At 29.5% G+C, this 16,574-nt stretch carries 14 protein-coding genes and 1 CRISPR repeat array (1 of these 15 running past the window's edge); all 14 genes read right to left on the reverse strand.

Annotated features, from left to right (window positions below; translation table 11 throughout):
- Positions 1–141 precede the first annotated feature (141 nt).
- On the reverse strand, positions 142–1,083 hold the full coding sequence (locus JH146_RS07530) for a glycosyltransferase family 2 protein (RefSeq protein WP_048202391.1): 942 nt from the start codon (positions 1,081–1,083) through the stop codon (positions 142–144).
- On the reverse strand, positions 1,076–2,179 hold the full coding sequence (locus JH146_RS07535; RefSeq protein WP_048202392.1) for a glycosyltransferase family 4 protein: 1,104 nt from the start codon (positions 2,177–2,179) through the stop codon (positions 1,076–1,078). The genes JH146_RS07530 and JH146_RS07535 overlap by 8 nt, the downstream gene beginning before the upstream one ends.
- Positions 2,176–2,868, reverse strand: coding sequence for a polyprenol monophosphomannose synthase (locus JH146_RS07540; protein WP_052352083.1), 693 nt, complete (start codon positions 2,866–2,868; stop codon positions 2,176–2,178). The genes JH146_RS07535 and JH146_RS07540 overlap by 4 nt, the downstream gene beginning before the upstream one ends.
- Positions 2,869–3,290: 422 nt before the next feature.
- On the reverse strand, positions 3,291–4,910 hold the full coding sequence (sepS, locus tag JH146_RS07545) for an O-phosphoserine--tRNA ligase (RefSeq protein WP_048202393.1): 1,620 nt from the start codon (positions 4,908–4,910) through the stop codon (positions 3,291–3,293).
- A 54-nt stretch (positions 4,911–4,964) separates the two neighbouring features.
- Positions 4,965–5,324 (reverse strand): DUF5402 family protein, encoded by a 360-nt coding sequence (locus JH146_RS07550; RefSeq protein WP_048202394.1) that lies wholly within the window; start codon positions 5,322–5,324, stop codon positions 4,965–4,967.
- Positions 5,321–6,319: a peptidase U32 family protein gene (locus tag JH146_RS07555; protein WP_048202395.1), complete on the reverse strand. Its 999-nt coding sequence runs from the start codon at positions 6,317–6,319 to the stop codon at positions 5,321–5,323. Before JH146_RS07555 ends, JH146_RS07550 begins: the two co-directional genes overlap by 4 nt.
- 199 nt (positions 6,320–6,518) lie before the next feature.
- The gene (locus JH146_RS07560) at positions 6,519–7,145 is read right to left on the reverse strand and encodes a fumarylacetoacetate hydrolase family protein (RefSeq protein ID WP_048202396.1); all 627 of its coding nucleotides are present in this window, start codon (positions 7,143–7,145) and stop codon (positions 6,519–6,521) included.
- A 19-nt stretch (positions 7,146–7,164) separates the two neighbouring features.
- Positions 7,165–8,445: a DUF5711 family protein gene (locus JH146_RS07565; RefSeq protein ID WP_048202397.1), complete on the reverse strand. Its 1,281-nt coding sequence runs from the start codon at positions 8,443–8,445 to the stop codon at positions 7,165–7,167.
- Positions 8,446–8,517: 72 nt separating this feature from the next.
- On the reverse strand, positions 8,518–8,979 hold the full coding sequence (locus JH146_RS07570; protein WP_048202398.1) for a hypothetical protein: 462 nt from the start codon (positions 8,977–8,979) through the stop codon (positions 8,518–8,520).
- Between the two features lie 15 nt (positions 8,980–8,994).
- On the reverse strand, positions 8,995–9,546 hold the full coding sequence (hpt, locus tag JH146_RS07575) for a hypoxanthine/guanine phosphoribosyltransferase (protein ID WP_048202399.1): 552 nt from the start codon (positions 9,544–9,546) through the stop codon (positions 8,995–8,997).
- A 38-nt stretch (positions 9,547–9,584) separates the two neighbouring features.
- Positions 9,585–10,172 carry a hypothetical protein gene (locus tag JH146_RS07580; protein ID WP_048202400.1) on the reverse strand — a complete coding sequence of 196 codons (588 nt, stop codon included), beginning with the start codon at positions 10,170–10,172 and terminating at the stop codon, positions 9,585–9,587.
- 231 nt (positions 10,173–10,403) lie between these two features.
- A complete protein-coding gene (locus tag JH146_RS07585) occupies positions 10,404–11,561 on the reverse strand; it encodes a class I SAM-dependent rRNA methyltransferase (protein ID WP_048202401.1) in 1,158 nt (385 codons plus the stop codon).
- 25 nt (positions 11,562–11,586) lie between these two features.
- Entirely contained in the window at positions 11,587–14,994 is a 3,408-nt protein-coding gene (gene topA / locus JH146_RS07590; RefSeq protein WP_048202402.1) for a DNA topoisomerase I, read from the reverse strand.
- Between the two features lie 89 nt (positions 14,995–15,083).
- Positions 15,084–15,647, reverse strand: a complete 564-nt coding sequence (pdxT, locus tag JH146_RS07595) for a pyridoxal 5'-phosphate synthase glutaminase subunit PdxT (protein ID WP_048202403.1) — start codon at positions 15,645–15,647, stop codon at positions 15,084–15,086.
- Positions 15,648–16,122: 475 nt separating this feature from the next.
- Positions 16,123–16,574: direct repeats of the CRISPR family, unit length 30 nt; unit sequence GTTAAAATCAGACCGTTTCGGTATGGAAAC; it runs 709 nt beyond the window's last position.

The following is a 16,574-nucleotide window of genomic DNA, read 5'->3' on the forward strand; positions in this document are numbered from 1 at the left end:
TGAACTTGCTATCCTCTCTAATCTCAAACATTATATCAAAAATTGTTGGATGATATTCTAACTTCTCTTAGATTATAATAGAATAAAGAAATAAAAAATCGTCCCTAAAAATGCAACAACGTGTATATAAACAAAAACATTCTAAAAACTATACAATAATAACAAATATCCCTCTATAATACCTCTTAAATAAGCCTTTGATATTTTCAATCTCTCTTTAAGTGGTTTTTTAGATTCAAACAATATAACTTTTAAATAATATCCTGCTACAAGCCAATTAAAAACCAAAATAAAAATCAAAAATTGCCACCATTTAGAGTATTTTTTATGATACATTATTCTATTTTTTCCACAATAGTATGCTCTAAATTCATTATGGCAATGAAATAATCTTGATTTATCCTTAACCTCTTCAGGTAGTGGCATATCATGCCAAATTATTGCTTTAGAGTTACAAACAATTTTATATCCTGCCTTTCTGATTCTTTCTCCAAAGTCTGAGTCTTCATAATGAATAGGGAAGGTTTTATCGTCAAATACTCCAACTTTTTCTATCACTTCCCGTTTTACCATAAAAGCGTTGGGAAAATCGTCTATTTCCCATATTTCTTCGTTTGGTAAAGGTAAATCCCTGCCAATAAAATAAGTTCTACTTGTTATCATGTTTCTTTTTGTTCCTGCTGACCAAATTCTTTTTTTATCTTTCCAATAATACATTATGGGTCCAACCATTCCTATTTTATTATCTGAAATGAGAACTTTTACTAAATTTTCAATACATTTCTTGTCTAATATATTATCATCATCAATTAAAAAAATCAATTCGCCTTTTGATAAACTTATGCCTTTATTTCTACTACCTGATACCAATAAATTTTTATCATTTCTTACAATTTTGAAATTGGTCAAATTACTAAATTTTCCTTTTAGATATTCGTAAGTTCCATCAGTTGAATCATCATCTACTACAATTATTTCAATATTTTTATAAGTATTTTCTAAAATTGAATTTATTAACCGTTCAACGTGTTTTTTTCTATTGTGTGTTGGAATTACTATAGAAACCAGGGGATTTTTATTCATTATTTACCACCATCCCCAAGCCCCTTTCAAAGTCCTTAGCACTCCTATCCCAACTGAACCTTTTAGCCCATTTAATAGCATTTTCACTTAATCTATTCCTTAAATCATCGTCTTTCAATAAATTGATTAAAGTTTCAGAAAGTTTTGTAATATCCCCCTCTTCCACTAACAAACCATTATAGCCATCTTTAATAGAATCTACCAATCCTGAAACTCTATAACCAACAGCAGGAGTTCCTAAGGCGTTAGCTTCAATGACTGATATTCCAAAACCTTCTTTTTCTGAACAAATTACATAGACCCAAGATTTTCTTAGTAGTTCAAATTTTTCTTTTTCGGAAACATATCCCCAAAAAATTACATCATTTAACTTCAAATCCTTAACAAGTTTTTTCAATCTATCTTTTTCATCCCCCAAACCTACAATCCACAATTTAGCGCTGGGTATTTCATTTTTTACTATTTTAAATGCTTTAATAATATTATCAACTCTCTTGTACTTTTTTAATCTACCTAAATAAATAATTATTGGTTCATTAGATTTTTTCAATTTTAAAAATTCAGTTAAAGGCTCATAATCAACTCCGTTATATACAATTTCAACATCTGAAAATCCAAGTTCTTCCAGCTCACTTTTTGAAGACTTGGAAACAGTAATCATTTTGTGTTTTCTATAAAATCTCAGCATAAATTTTTCCATAATATAAATATATAATGCTAAGAACGGATTTAACTCGGTAAATAAAGTTTTTGCATGAATATGGTGAACAATTCCAATTATTGGAATGTTTTTAATATAAAGTGGAGTACCAAGAGGTATTTTTGATATATCATCAATAACAACGTCATAATTATTTTTTCGTAATTTAAAAAACCAATATATTGGAAATATAAAGTTAAATAAGTATTTGTTGGGAATTCTATAAACGGTATAGTTTTCAATTTTTTTAATTTTTTTACAACCTTTAAAAGTTGAAGAAACAAAGTCAATTTTAAAATTTTTAGGTAATCTTCTTAATATTTCATGAATATGAACTTCAGCCCCTCCAGCCTCGGGGTCTTTAATACTTCTCCAATTTACTACCAAAATTTTCATTCTTTCACACTCAATTTCCACAAATACAACGTAAAAACCAAATTTAAATAATTAATAATCTCTTTATGGTTTAATTTTGTCTCTCCATACTTTCTAACTCCAAACTTAATAGGGATCTCTTTAACTTTTAAATCCCTGCCTTTAACTAAAATCTCTAACAAAATTTTATATCCCACCAAGTTCCATTTTTTAATATTTTCTATAACATCTTTCTTCACTGCAAAATATCCACTCATACAATCTTTAACATCAGTTAAAGGTCTTACTAAGAATGTAGCTCCTTTGGATATGATATTTCTCTTAACTCCCCATCCATCATCAACTTCCCCACCAGATCTACTACCAACAACTATATCATACCCATTTTCAATCTCTTTGACCATTTTACTCAAAACAGAAGAATCGTGCTGACAATCAGCATCCATGCAGATTAAAATATTCCCTTCAGCATTATAAAAACCAATCAATACAGCACTGGCTAAACCCAATTTTCCGTATCTTCTTATTAATTTAACTGGATATTTTTTACTCAATTCTAAAGCAACCTTCCACGTCTCATCAGGAGAATTGTCATCAACAACTATTATTTCATAATCATAATTCCTCAGATTTCTATTAATTTCTTCTATAACTATTGGTAAATTGTCCTTTTCGTTATAGGTAGGCAATATAATAGAAATTTTAGCCATATTATCTCCCCCATGTGCTACAAAAACTATAGTTTTTTGCAAAATCTTTTGGAATAACCAATTAGTTCTATGAAAGATTGTGTCATAACCATACATTATAAGAAACAATGCTTTCGGACAGAGATGTCAATAATCCAAAAAATAAAAGAAATTGAAGTGATATGGGCGTATTATAGCTCTACTCAATGCTAATAAACATATAAAACCATATTACTGGTATTATGCCACATAAGTTAAATGATTTATGAATTTATGACATAAGTTTAAAACATCTGAAATTAGACAGCATTAATAATCTGTGAAAAGCCGAGTGTTGCTAAAAAATAGCAAACGCTTTAGGAAAGGCTAAGAAAAAAAGTATTAATATAGTTCATGTTATAAATTAGAAAAAATAGAAAAAAGTTATTAAAAGATTATTATTTCTATTTTATCTCAACTTTAGCATTTAAAAAGACCGGCCCCCTAATGTCTATAACTTTATTCTCCCCCATTATCTGTTTTAAAGCTAATTCATCAACTTTTAGGTTTATGTCGCTTAAGCTTCTAACTATTGGGACTCTGAACTTAAATTCATCTACATTAGAAACTAAAGCTTCTTCAATCTTAGCAACCAATTTATAGATAATTCCATCTATGTATCTAATGTTTGTAGAAACTCCCTCTTCCTTAGCTTTCTTTAAAATTGGGATGTACTGCTCTTTAACTCCTTCAAATGTTGGTGGAATTCCATAGATATTTCCATCATAGACATAGACCTCATTTAATACTGAAGGTCCTAAAAGCTTTTTATTTGGTTCATTCTCAAATATTTCAACCTTAATTGTTCTTTTCTCTCCATTAAAGTTAAATTCTCTTTTAACTTCAATTGAGCATGGGCTTTCCTTATCTTTGTTAGCTATACAAATATCAATAAGTTCATTGGCAAAGTTATAAAACTCATCTAAGATAGGAACTTTATCAACTCTTATCATTCCAGCTATATCCCTATCACTCAACTTATACTCATAAAATTGAGGATAAACCATTGCCCTAACATCTTCATAGCCATAAATTATCATTGCTAATCTTTCAACACCCAACCCAAGGTTCATAACTGGCACATCAATGCCATATTTAGCTAAAGCAATTGGGGAATAGACTCCAAAGGTAGCGACCTCAATCCACTCCCCTAATTTTGGGTGATAAGCATAAACCTCTGTCTGAGTTTCTGGAGTGTAGTATTTGCTTTTCTTCTCATCTGGCTTGAACTTAAATTTTGTAAATCCAAACTGCTCTAACAACCCCTCAGCAACTATTTTCCCATCATCTATACTAACATCTTCACCAACAACAACACATGAGGCAGAGTGATAAGTCATTAAATGGCTTCTATCCTCTCTTTGCTCTCTCCTGAAGCACCTATCAATTGAAAACAACTTTAATGGTAGTTTTCTCTTTTTTATTAAATGGCTTAGAGTTATAAACCATCCGGATGTCATATGGCTTCTTAAAGTTAATGTTGATGCCTCCGGTTTTAAATCCTTAAATTCAGGAAATGCAGTTTCTAAAACTTTTAATCCCATCTCATTACTTACATTTAACGCCTTAGCAATCTCAAAAACCAAATCGTCTCCATCTATGGCTCCTTTCTTATATAAGTGAAGAACTTCCCTTAAACTCTCTTTTTTTTCTTCATTTATATCTACACCTAATTTCTTTATAATTTCAACCTTCTCATTCCCTAAACCAACATCAGGTCTTGGCAATCCAGCTAAGTAAAAACATCTATCTAAAACTGCCATTGCTTCTGGTCCAAATTGCTTATAAATCTCTACTTCATCAACAATGACTGGATTAATCATCTCTTCAAATCCCATTCTAAGATAAGCTTGCCTTAATTTCTCTATTGTTTCCATTACAGGGTGTGGTTTTCCATACATTGGTTTTGCTCTTGGATATCTCTCATCTATATGCTTATCCCTTATTAATTTCTTTGTCTCTCTCCAAGCCTTTTCAAAATCTTTCTCTGCCAATTCTAAAACCTTCTTTGTGTCAAATCTCATTTTATCATCCCTTAATTTTAATTTCTTCTAAAATCTCTTTAATTGCTAATAAATCTAAATTTTTAAGCTGATTAAATCAGGTCTTGGTTTTTTAAATTTATACTCTTCTCTACAAATATCACAGAGTTCTCTAACTCCAATATTTATTACATCATCACTTCCAGGCAACACTCTAATAAATATCCAATCATCTCCAATATTATAACTTTTAGCTAAATCCTCCAACTTATTTAAAATCTTCTCTTTAAATATTTCAACATCATCAATAAACAATCCTCTAACTGTGAGCATTATTCCTACACAGGAACATTTTGAGGCAAAGACATCCATTTCTGAGATAAAAATTTCTCTACCTAAAAGTTTTATAAAAAACTTCTCAATCTCTTCTCTATCATTTAAAATTTTATTCTTCAACCTTTCACCTTTAAAGCGTTCTCTGCCAATTCCTTACAAAAATTGCATTTACTGCATAATTTATTGCATGATTTCCACTGCTCTATAGCTCCATCTAAAGCTCTATTATCCAAATAATAGAAATGCTCTAACTCTCTTGGACAGTCTAACAATTCCATCAAGTTACCATCCCATCTCTCACTTAAATAGGCGTTTATAACTCTTTTTATCCACCCAATTGGATGACTCCTTCCAGATATTTTAAATATATCAACTAAGTTTTTATAATGCTTTAAATCCTCTGGTCTTATAAATGGGCTTTTTATTATCAACTCTTTCTTTTTAATTCTTAGATTTATGCATTTATTGTAATAATAATCATCTAAAGCAGGGATGTTTTGAGCATTTACATGAGAAAAGAAATTAAAGTGCTGTATTCTCATAGGGCATTTATACAAACAAGCTTCGTTAACTAAAATTTTTAACTTACAGGTTACATTTTCTTTAATCTCCTGTATTATATCAAAATGTCTATTTATTGAGCTGTCTAAGGTTATTGCATAAACTTCCTTTTCATCCCAAAACATAGCTTTATCTAAGCTATCAACTAAGGCAATACATGAGACATTAACATCCAATCCATTATTTTTGGCTAAATCAACTAAGTAGGGGTCTGATAAGGCAACACTATCAATGCCAATGTTTTTTAATTGGCTAAATATCCAGTTTATATAGCTAATCCCTTTTGGTGTTAAATGTATTCCCCCAATGCAGGAAGCGTTTATGACTACCTCAAATCTAATGTTGTTTTTCTTTGTATAAGCAACTTGTTTAGCCAAGTCTTCAAAATTTGGTTTGTATAAAGTTGCTCTTCCAGTCCCTATAAACTCTGGAAATCCCATATACACTTCAAAACTTTCTTTTCTTAGCTTTTTATTTATTCTTCTAAGTTTATTAATCTCATCTACAATAATTTTTAATGATTCAAAATTTCCTGGATGAGGAATAGAGAACAATTTGAATCACCATCAATTGTTTTGAAGTAAATTAATAAAGCAAAAAAGAAAATATAGTTTTTTGCAAAACTTATTAAAATTAAAAAGGCATATTTGAAGCTCTTTAGAGCTTATTAAAATTAAAAAGGCATATTTGAAGCTCTTTAGAGCTTCAAATATGCCTTTTTAATTTTAATAAGTTTTGCAAAAAACTATTTGGTTATTCCTCATCTTTAACATAGTTTCTTAAAATTCCAATGCCTTCTATTTCACATTCTACAACATCTCCTGCCTTTAATTCACCAACTCCTGGTGGTGTGCCAGTTGAAATAATATCTCCAGGATATAGTGTCATTATTGAAGAGACAAACTCAACCAATTCATAAACATCAAAAATCATATTTTTTGTGTTTGATTTCTGTCTTATCTCTCCATTAACCCTACATTCAATATTTAAGTTCATTGGGTCTATGTCTTTGACTATTCTTGGCCCTATTGGACAAAAGGTATCGAATGATTTAGCCCTTGTCCATTGCCCATCTTTCTGCTGTAAATCCCTTGCTGTTACATCGTTTAAAATTGTGTAACCCATTATGTAATTGTCAGCTTCTTCTTTTTTAATATTCTTTCCTTTCTTTCCAATGACTATGGCTAATTCAACCTCATAATCTACTCTCTTAGAGATTTTTGGTTTTATAATGTAGTCTTCATTATAGATGATGGCAGAAGTTGGTTTTAAAAATATTATTGGATATTCAGGAATTTCCATATTTAGCTCTTTTGCATGGTCTATGTAGTTTAAACCAACACAGATAATTTTTGTTGGATTTATCTCTTTTATGTCCAAAGTATCACCAGTTTATTATTTATTTTTGCTGTTTTTTCTTATTTTCTAACTTAATTAGATATAAAACTAAGATTAGAGATAAGATTAACACAACTAATATAATTGCTGTGATGTGTATTATAAGCTTTACATCTTCACTATAATCAAGTGCTTCTGGATTATAGTTTTTTATGCATTTTTGATTGTCAAATAAATATAAATCATCGTTAATTACTGCTACAACATATTTCCCATCGTCAGTTATTTTTATATCATGTATATATCCTTTTGAATATCTCCATAAGACTTTTCCATGCTCATTTAATACATAAAGCCCTTTATTTCCATACAAAAATGGAAAGTCTCCAAAATTATTAACTAAGGCAATATATCTCCCGTCTGGTGTTATACATATTTTATCATAAAGTTTTGAAATTTCAATTTTCCATAATGGCTGTAGGTTTTTACCTAAGCAATATAAACATCCCATACTACAACCTATCAATATATTACTTTTGTTTGTTATTTTAAAAAATACAATCCAATCATCTCCAGTATGTATATGCGACTCCTTTATTAATCTTCCATTCGGATTTAATAAATATATAGTGTTATTATAACCACACACTCCGATAACTTCACCGTTTGGATGTATAGAAACATATCCAATAGATTCATTTGTTTGATAACTCCAAATTAGCCCTGATGTGTTGTATAGGTAGACATATCCGTCTTCATCTCCAACAACGCAGATGTTATTTTTTGCCATATCCATAGAGGTTATGTCTCCATTCGTCTCATAAATCCATGAAATCCCATTATCTCTGTCTATTAAATAAACTTTATCTTTAACTCCTACAAAAATATATTTTCCATCTTCTGAAACGAATAAATAAGGCATTCCATTTTTAATATTGTGTTTTTTAAGTATCGTCCCATTTTTATCCAAAATAAACACATACTGTTTATATATTCCTCTTCCATTACTACAATCTACAACTGCAACAATGTAGTTTCCATTTTTTGATATTTTTACATCTTCCATTCCAAAACTATCAGTTGCAGATGTTGCAATTGTCCTATTCCATAGTATTTTCCCTTTATTATCTATTAAATAAACTAAAATGTTCATTTTCTTTTGGTTGTTATCTAAATAACTATTTCCACCCACCACAATATAACTTCCATTTGATGTTGTTGATATGTGATAATCAAAAAAGTTTTCTCCAAATTTTATACTCCATTCTGGATTTATTTCAGCAAAAACAACTCCTAAAGTAGATAACATAACCAATAAAACCATAAGTCTTAAGAATTTCATAATCCCCCTTTTTGATTTTAATTGATTAAAAATAGGTCAAATTAAACAATTAGTAATATAAAAATTTATCGATTAGCAAATTTTCTGTTTTATTTCCTCTATTTTTACAAAATTATCTATTTTTAATCTCTCAAATAAAACAACCATCTCCTTAAAAGCATATAAAACTCCTCTGCTAAATTCATCATCTTCATTTAAATAATCATCAACATATTCCTCAAAAATCATAAAGCAATCTCTTAAATAATAAGCTAATGATTCATCATCAATTTCTGTTTTTGGAAATTTTGGAATTTTTTCTTCAACAGCTCCCATCAATTCTTTCTCAAAATCAATGTTAAGGTAGAGTTCTCCAACATTAAAACCAAAACTTATTGCTTCATCTCTAAAAGTATCTAAGATTATGTAATAACCAAATAAAAGCCCATTATTATATGAGTTTGGATTTTTCTTACAAATAAATTTTATTTCAAGAGCTTTCTTTATCAGCTCTTTAAAAAAGGATTTTAATATAGATTTTAGAGGACTCTCCATATTAATCCCTTAAAGTTATAAAATAACCACTTTTCCATCAACAACATCAATTTTAACTAAGGTTTTAATTTTATATCCTGTTTTTTCCTCAACTATCTTTTTTCCTTCACCTCTTTCAATAACACAGATGATGTCTTTTATTTCTGCTCCAGCTCTTTTTAATGCCTCAATTACTGCTATCATTGTTCCTCCAGTAGAGATAACATCATCTATAATAACAACCTTATCTCCTTTTTCTATTCCGTTTAAATAGAGTTGTCCTTTACTATAACCGGTTGTTTGAAATACAGGAATTTCTCCTGGTAATTTGTATTCTCTCTTTCTCATAATTACATAAGGTATATCTGTGTATAATGAAAGTGTTGTTACCAAAGGAATACCCATTGCTTCAGCGGTAACAATCTTATCAACATCTTCAAAGTTCCCTATCTTAATTATTCTCATAACCACTTCTCTCAATAATTTTGGTTCAACTACTGGAACTCCATCGCTTATTGGATGTATAAAATAATGATACTCTCCTCTTTTAACAATTGGGCATGATTTTAATGTTTCTTCTAATAACAATGTTCCACCTCCAGGTTATAATTTTACTTTATACATTGTTACAATGTTTTATAAACACCAGGGCTTGGTTCAAATATATCCCCTGATTCTTTCAACTCTGATAAATATTTTTCTAAATCCTCTTCTGGAATTCTAACCATTCCAGCAAGTTCTTCAAATGTAATTTCACCAAACTTATCAATAAGAGCTAAAATCTTATCTTTTATGACGTCAGGATTTAAAATCTCAGCGTATATCTCTTCTTCTAAACTCTCTTCTTCAAATGGTTCAGCTCTCTCCAATAAATATTTTCTTGTCTTTTTAATCTCCAAATCTCTAAGTTTTATCCATCTTTCATCTCTCTTTCTAATAATTTCAGCCATAATATATTTCTCTCCATCATAAGTTCTTGGTCTTCCAATAACATCTACTATATCTCCTTCTTCAATATACACAGGCTTCTCTTCAAAGTATCTAACATTAACTCCATCTACATAAAAGGATATGATATTTCCAACGTTTATGTCTTCAACCTTTCCTAAAATTCTAACTCTTCTAACTTTTCTTCCCTCTATGATTAAGGCGTTATCAATAACTTCATTATTTAAAAACTCTTCTGGATAGATTTTGTAAGCAACATATCTCATTATTTTCACCTGTTTCCCAAAATCTTAGATTGGACATTAATTGGGGCTGAAAGCCCCAACTTATAACCAATTATCAAAGGAAATATATTTATTAATGAACTTAGAAGCCCAAAGGGCTTCTATAAGTGCCATATTAGTTTTAAAATTTGATAATTGGTTAAATGGACGTCGGGTATCCCAATAGGGCTAAGCCCTATGGTAAGCTACATATCTCATTGTTTCACCAAAAAATTAAATTTCCTCAACACTTAAGAATAGGCATTTTAGATACTCTGTTCCTTTAGATGTAATTGGATGGTCTGGACTTTGTGAGCCATACTTTATAATTTTAGCCCATTTTTTTGCTTTTAGGCAGGCATCAATAACTAAAGCTTTAAATGCATCTGGTTCTACTGGTTGAGAGCATGAGCATGTAACCAATAACCTATCAGCTAATTTAGCTCCAAATCTGTTTAGCATGTGATATCCTCTAATAGCATCTTTCAAAGCTTTTTTTGATTGAGCAAATGCTGGGGGGTCGAGAATAACCACATCAAATCTCTCCCCATCATCTATAAACTCTTCCATAACCTTAAATGCATTCCCTTCAATAAATTCATATCTATCCTTTGGAATATTATTTAGCTCCATGTTTTCTTCTGCTAATTTTAATGCCTTTTTGGATAAATCTACTCCAATAACCTCAGCCCCTCTAATAGCACAATGGACTGAAAATCCTCCGGTGTAACAGCAGATATCTAAAACTCTATCTCCCTCTTTTATAAACTTCTCTATCTCTAACCTATTTTCTCTCTGGTCTAAAAAGAAACCAGTTTTCTGCCCATCAAATGTAACTTTAAATTTTGCCTCTCCTTCTTTAATGATTGTTTCTGTTTTCTCTCCAGCCAATATTCCTTCTACTTCTGGTAATCCAGCTCTCTTTCTATTCCTTCCAGAACTTTTTTCATATATACTGTCAATACCTAAATCTAAAAGAGTTTCAACAATAACATCCTTCATCTTCTCAATACCGTAGTTAAATATCTGAACTGTAGCTATATCATTATATTTATCAATAACTAAGCCATTTAACCAATCTGACTGAGTATAAACCATTCTATAAGTATCTTTAAAACCTAATTTTAGTCTATATTCATTTGCTTTAATTATCTTCTCTCTTAAGTAGTTTTCATCCAAATCTTCTTTTCTCAAAGTCATTATTCTTACTTCTCTTGGATTTTTAAAACCTCTTCCTAAAAATTTCCCTCTCTTTGAGTAGATATCAACGACCTCTCCAATCTCAATACTGTCAAAATCTTCTTTATTTAAGATATTCTCCCTTGGAATAATTAAATTTCCTTTCTCTATAGCAGAATATCCTCCAAAATCAACATATAACTTTATTGTCATGGTTAATCCACCTTCCTATTCTCTTTTATAGTTTTTCAGTGTATTTACATTTTGGATAGTTAGAGCAACCAACAAACTTTCCAAATTTTCCATCTCTAACAACTAAATCTCCTCCACATTTAGGGCATTTTCCTACAACCTCTTTTTTATTTATTGATTCTGTGTATTTACACTTTGGATAATTTGAACAACCATAAAATGCTCCATAAATCCCTTTCTTTAAAATCAAATCCCCTCCACATTTTGGACATTTTCTGTTTTCTTCTTTAACTTCAACTTGCTTTAAAGGACATTCTGGATTAATACAAACCTCTCTATCTCCAATTTTTAAAATAGGGGATTTGCATACCTCACAAACTTTGTTTGGAATTTTTATTCTACCCTTATCTGGAAGAGAATATTTTACATCACATTCAGGATAGTTAGAGCAACCAACAAACCTACCCTTTTTGTATCTTATTAAAATTAAGTCCCCTCCACACTTTGGACATTTTCCAACAATTTTTCCTTTTTTATTTGTAGCATCTAAGTTTTTGATAAGATAGATTCCAATATCTTCTTCTTTCTTTTTAAACTCTTCTAATATTTTTCTCAATCTTTTTTCTGCCTCTTCTAAAACATCATCTTTTTTAATTTTTCTAAACTGTATTTTTTCTAACTTTTCTTCTAAATCTCTTGTCATCTTTTCATCAATAATTTCTGGGCAGAATCTTTTTAATGTTTCAATTACTGAAATCCCTAAATCAGTTACTTTTAAAGACCCATCATCAATAACATAACCTCTTTTTATTAGTTTATCTACAATCTCTGCTCTTGTTGAGTTATGAACAACAATATTATTTGCAATAAAGTTTGAATATTCTGAATTTATGATATCATAAACATATCCATTATACTTGATTTTTCTAATACTTGAGATGGTTTTTGTGATGAAATCTTTGTTAATTACTTCTTCACCAATATACTTTATAGATGATACTACCTTCATACCTTTTTTCAAATCTTTGGCTTTAACATATCTAAAATCTCCATTATCGTATATCAAAATTGGATGCTTTTCTGTAACTTCAATAAAACTGCCATCCTCAAATCTAATCCTATAGACACTCTCATCTCTTTCCAATTTTCTTCTACTGATAAATTCAAAACTACTTTCAACTTCATCTTTATAATTAAATGAGAAACATTTTATGCCTTTGTTATTTACTGCTAATTCAATGTCTTTTTCTTTATATTTGTCATTTAGCAACTCAAATAGTTCTTCAATTTTTATATGCTTAATTTCACTACCAATTTTAACTTTAATTAATGTATTTGAAGTTAAACATTTTGTTCCTAACCCTTTCTTTTCTAATTCTTTTATAATACTTGCAACGGTATATCTTTTTGGTGGCTGTGTTTCTTTTCTTGTTATTGTTATCTTTTCAACTTTGATTATATCGTTTTTCTTTAATGCTGGCAACTCAATCTCATCAAATTTTGGGAAGTGATATATCTCATGCCAACCTTCTTTTACAGTTCTTGAACCAGATAGCTTAAATTTCTCTCCTTTAATATCAACTTTTATATTTAGATATTCTCTCTCTGCATTATCCCAAAAAGCGGCTAAAGTTCTTCTTGCTATTAAATCATAAATTTTCTTTTCTTTCTCTGAAAGTTCTTCTTTTGGAATATCTACAATATGTATTGCAGGATGTGCAGGGTCTTCTTTCTTTCCTTCAACTGGTTTTAAATTCTCTTTTAAAATTCTCTCAGCCCATTTTCCATAAACTGGATGATTTTTTATTATATTTAGAATATCTTCCAAATACTTTCTATCTTTTGGAAGTTTTTGGCTGGATGTTCTTGGATATGAACAGTTATGCACAACTATACCATTTGCTATAAAGTTGTGATAATTTTCAACTGTTAAATCATAAACCTCTCCTTCATATTCAAGTTCTTCAATTTTTTTGATTTTTTGAATATAAACATCCCCGTTAGCAATTCTTTTTAAATCTCTGTCTATGATATAATTAGATAACTTTCTTAATCTATCTAAACTTAGACCTTTATTTTTTGATAATTGGTTAGATAGGTCAAATTTCTTTGCAATTCCAGATTTAAACTTATTTTTCCAATCTGAAGCATAGATAATACTATAATGATGAGAATATTTTTTATTTTCTAATATATAATCAACAAATCCAGTTTTTTTAATTTTAAATGTCTTTTCTGAATTATTTATAAACATCACTACTTGCTCATTTTCTTTTAATTTTTCAGCTGGTATAAATATTAGCTCATCCCTATAAACTAAAATTGGATGCTCCTTTGTAGTAATAAGTTTGGTTCCATCATTTAAAGTAATTTTTATCAGTTTTTCTTTTATAGTTCTTTTTAAAAGTTTATATTTTGATTTCGTTAATTTTAAGTCTTTATTTAGACATAAAATCTCTCCCTCATCATCTAAGTCTTTAATCTTTTTAATTCCATCTGGCAATAATATCAATGTATCTGGATGTAAGCAAAGCCCTTTCTCATAAAGCTTTTGGGCAATTTCTTGCGTTTCCTTTGGTGATATTTTAAAATAACTGTAAGCTTCTCTCTGTAAAGTTCCTAAGTCAAAAGGTGGAAGTGGTTTTATCTTTCTTTTAGTTTTCTTTATTTCAACAACCTTACCAAATTTTTCATCTTTTATTTTTTCATAAACACTTTTTGCCTCTTTTTCATCCCAAAATTTCTCTTTCTCATGTATAGCTTTTAAATTACCTTTAAATAGAGCTTCAATAACCCAATATGGTTTAGGAACGAATTTTTTAATTTCTAACTCTCTTTCAGTTAAAAAAGCTAATGCAGGACCTTGAACTCTACCAATACTCATTGTTTTCCATCTATTCACTGCCCTTATGGCGTTCATTAAAGCCCTTGATAAATTTATTCCAAAATACCAATCTACAATATGCCTACTCTCTCCAGCATCAACTAAGCCATAATCAATTTCATCAGGATTTTCAAAAGCTTTAACTATCTCTTTTTTTGTTAAGGATGAGAATCTCATTCTCTTTGCTTTTTCTCTACCACAACAATATTTTAATGCATGATAACCAATTAACTCCCCTTCAATATCCCAATCTGTGGCAATATAGAACTCATCTGCCTCTTTTGAGAGTTTTTTTAATGCTTTTATGTATTTATCTACATACTCTTTTCCTTTTTCAACACTCGCAGGCACCCATTTTATATCAAAAACAGGATAGGAACCAAATTCCTTATTTTCCTTTTCAACTAAAGTAAAGAGATGCCCAACAGCACTTGCAACAATAATTTTTTTTCCATTTCTTTCTAATTCATAATATGGAACTCCATCAATGCTTTTTTTCTTAGCCTTTCCTAAAGCGTTTGCTATCTTTTTAGCAACACTCGGCTTTTCACAGATTATTAATGCAGTCATAATTTCACGAGCAACATTTTAGTAAAAGTTAGTAAAAATTAATTTAAGATTTTTATGTTAAATTAGGTTTTAAAAAAGAAAAAGGAATTTTATTTATTTTTTACACAGTTCTCAACAAAATACTTATAAACTTTATATCCATCTTCTGAAAGCTCTGGGTGGAATGACAAAGCCATATATTTCCCTTGCTTAACACCAACTATCTTGTCATCATCTCTTGCTATAACTTCCACATCATTACTCAAAATCTTATCAACTACTGGGGCTCTTATAAATACACCATAAACCTTTCCTAAATCTTTAAATTCAATCTCTTTTTCAAAGCTATCTACCTGCCTTCCATAAGCATTTCTTTTAACTGTAATATCCATCAATTCTAATAAAATTTGATTGATTCCAGTTCCTTTTGATAATAAAACCATTCCAGCACAGGTTCCTAAGATTGGTAAATCAGAATTTTTTATTTTTTCTAATAATCCGTATTTTTTCATTAATTTTCCTATAGCTGTGCTCTCCCCTCCTGGAATTATTAGAGCGTCAATTCCTTCTAAATCTTCAACTCTTTTAACTTTCTTTGCTTTATAACCAGCTTTTTTAACAGCTTCTTCATGCTCTTCAACATCTCCTTGAATTGCTAAGACACCAATAATCATACTCACCCTCGTTTTAATTTATTAATGTTATAGTGTTTATTTCAATCATTCATAATATATCTCTAATTCTTATTCTTTGTTTTTTGTTGTATTTAAATATTCAAATGACATTTATCACGTGGAATGTCCCTTATTTCCAATTTAAAGCTTTTTAAGAGCTTATTTTTTGATTTTAAGAATTTTTATCAAATTTCAGAGGGTAGTCTATTTTAATAATTTTAAGTATTTAGATTTATTAAATTATAGAGATTTTTAAAAGATTTTAAATAATTACTTTCAAATCAAAATTTCCCCAATAAATATTAAAGATTAAAAAATTTTAAAACTTTTTAAAATAGAAAATTAGAAAATAAAACCTAATTAAAAACTTCGAGGGTTTATAAATAAAAGGGGTTATTAACCCTTCGAAAATTATAGTATGAAAAAGCTTAAATATTAAGAGAGATAACATATAAAATAAGCAAAATAATGCCCTGTTAAAATCAGACCGTTTCGGTATGGAAACCTAAATATATAATTTTACTTCTTGGTGATATTTCTTGTTAAAGTTAAAATCAGACCGTTTCGGTATGGAAACACTTCATATATGACATCTTTATCTATACAACCGCATAAAAGTTAAAATCAGACCGTTTCGGTATGGAAACTCTTTTACTCCCTTCAAAACATCCTCTAAAGTTATCTCTACCATAGTTAAAATCAGACCGTTTCGGTATGGAAACTTTGGGATTGTGGCAACACATTAAACATTGTTGGTGTTAAAATCAGACCGTTTCGGTATGGAAACCATTATCTACATACCATAAATTTTTAACCACAGCCTCACCGTTAAAATCAGACCGTTTCGGTATGGAAACTTAACAAAGTTCCATCCTTTCATACCAACTTCTGGGTTAAAATCAGACCGTTTCGGTATGGAAACAATAA

Origin of the sequence: Methanocaldococcus bathoardescens (assembly GCF_000739065.1) — an archaeon.
Classification (GTDB): Archaea; AGJL01; Methanococci; order Methanococcales; family Methanocaldococcaceae; genus Methanocaldococcus; species Methanocaldococcus bathoardescens.

Bases quoted from the DNA above. Each gene is read 5' to 3' on its own strand.
- JH146_RS07530 (WP_048202391.1), bottom strand. From the start codon at position 1,083: ATGAATAAAAATCCCCTGGTTTCTATAGTAATTCCAACACACAATAGA.
- JH146_RS07535 (WP_048202392.1), bottom strand. From the start codon at position 2,179: ATGAAAATTTTGGTAGTAAATTGGAGAAGTATTAAAGACCCCGAGGCT.
- JH146_RS07540 (WP_052352083.1), bottom strand. From the start codon at position 2,868: ATGGCTAAAATTTCTATTATATTGCCTACCTATAACGAAAAGGACAAT.
- sepS (WP_048202393.1), bottom strand. From the start codon at position 4,910: ATGAGATTTGACACAAAGAAGGTTTTAGAATTGGCAGAGAAAGATTTT.
- JH146_RS07565 (WP_048202397.1), bottom strand. From the start codon at position 8,445: ATGAAATTCTTAAGACTTATGGTTTTATTGGTTATGTTATCTACTTTA.
- JH146_RS07570 (WP_048202398.1), bottom strand. From the start codon at position 8,979: ATGGAGAGTCCTCTAAAATCTATATTAAAATCCTTTTTTAAAGAGCTG.
- JH146_RS07580 (WP_048202400.1), bottom strand. From the start codon at position 10,172: ATGAGATATGTTGCTTACAAAATCTATCCAGAAGAGTTTTTAAATAAT.
- JH146_RS07585 (WP_048202401.1), bottom strand. From the start codon at position 11,561: ATGACAATAAAGTTATATGTTGATTTTGGAGGATATTCTGCTATAGAG.
- topA (WP_048202402.1), bottom strand. From the start codon at position 14,994: ATGACTGCATTAATAATCTGTGAAAAGCCGAGTGTTGCTAAAAAGATA.
- pdxT (WP_048202403.1), bottom strand. From the start codon at position 15,647: ATGATTATTGGTGTCTTAGCAATTCAAGGAGATGTTGAAGAGCATGAA.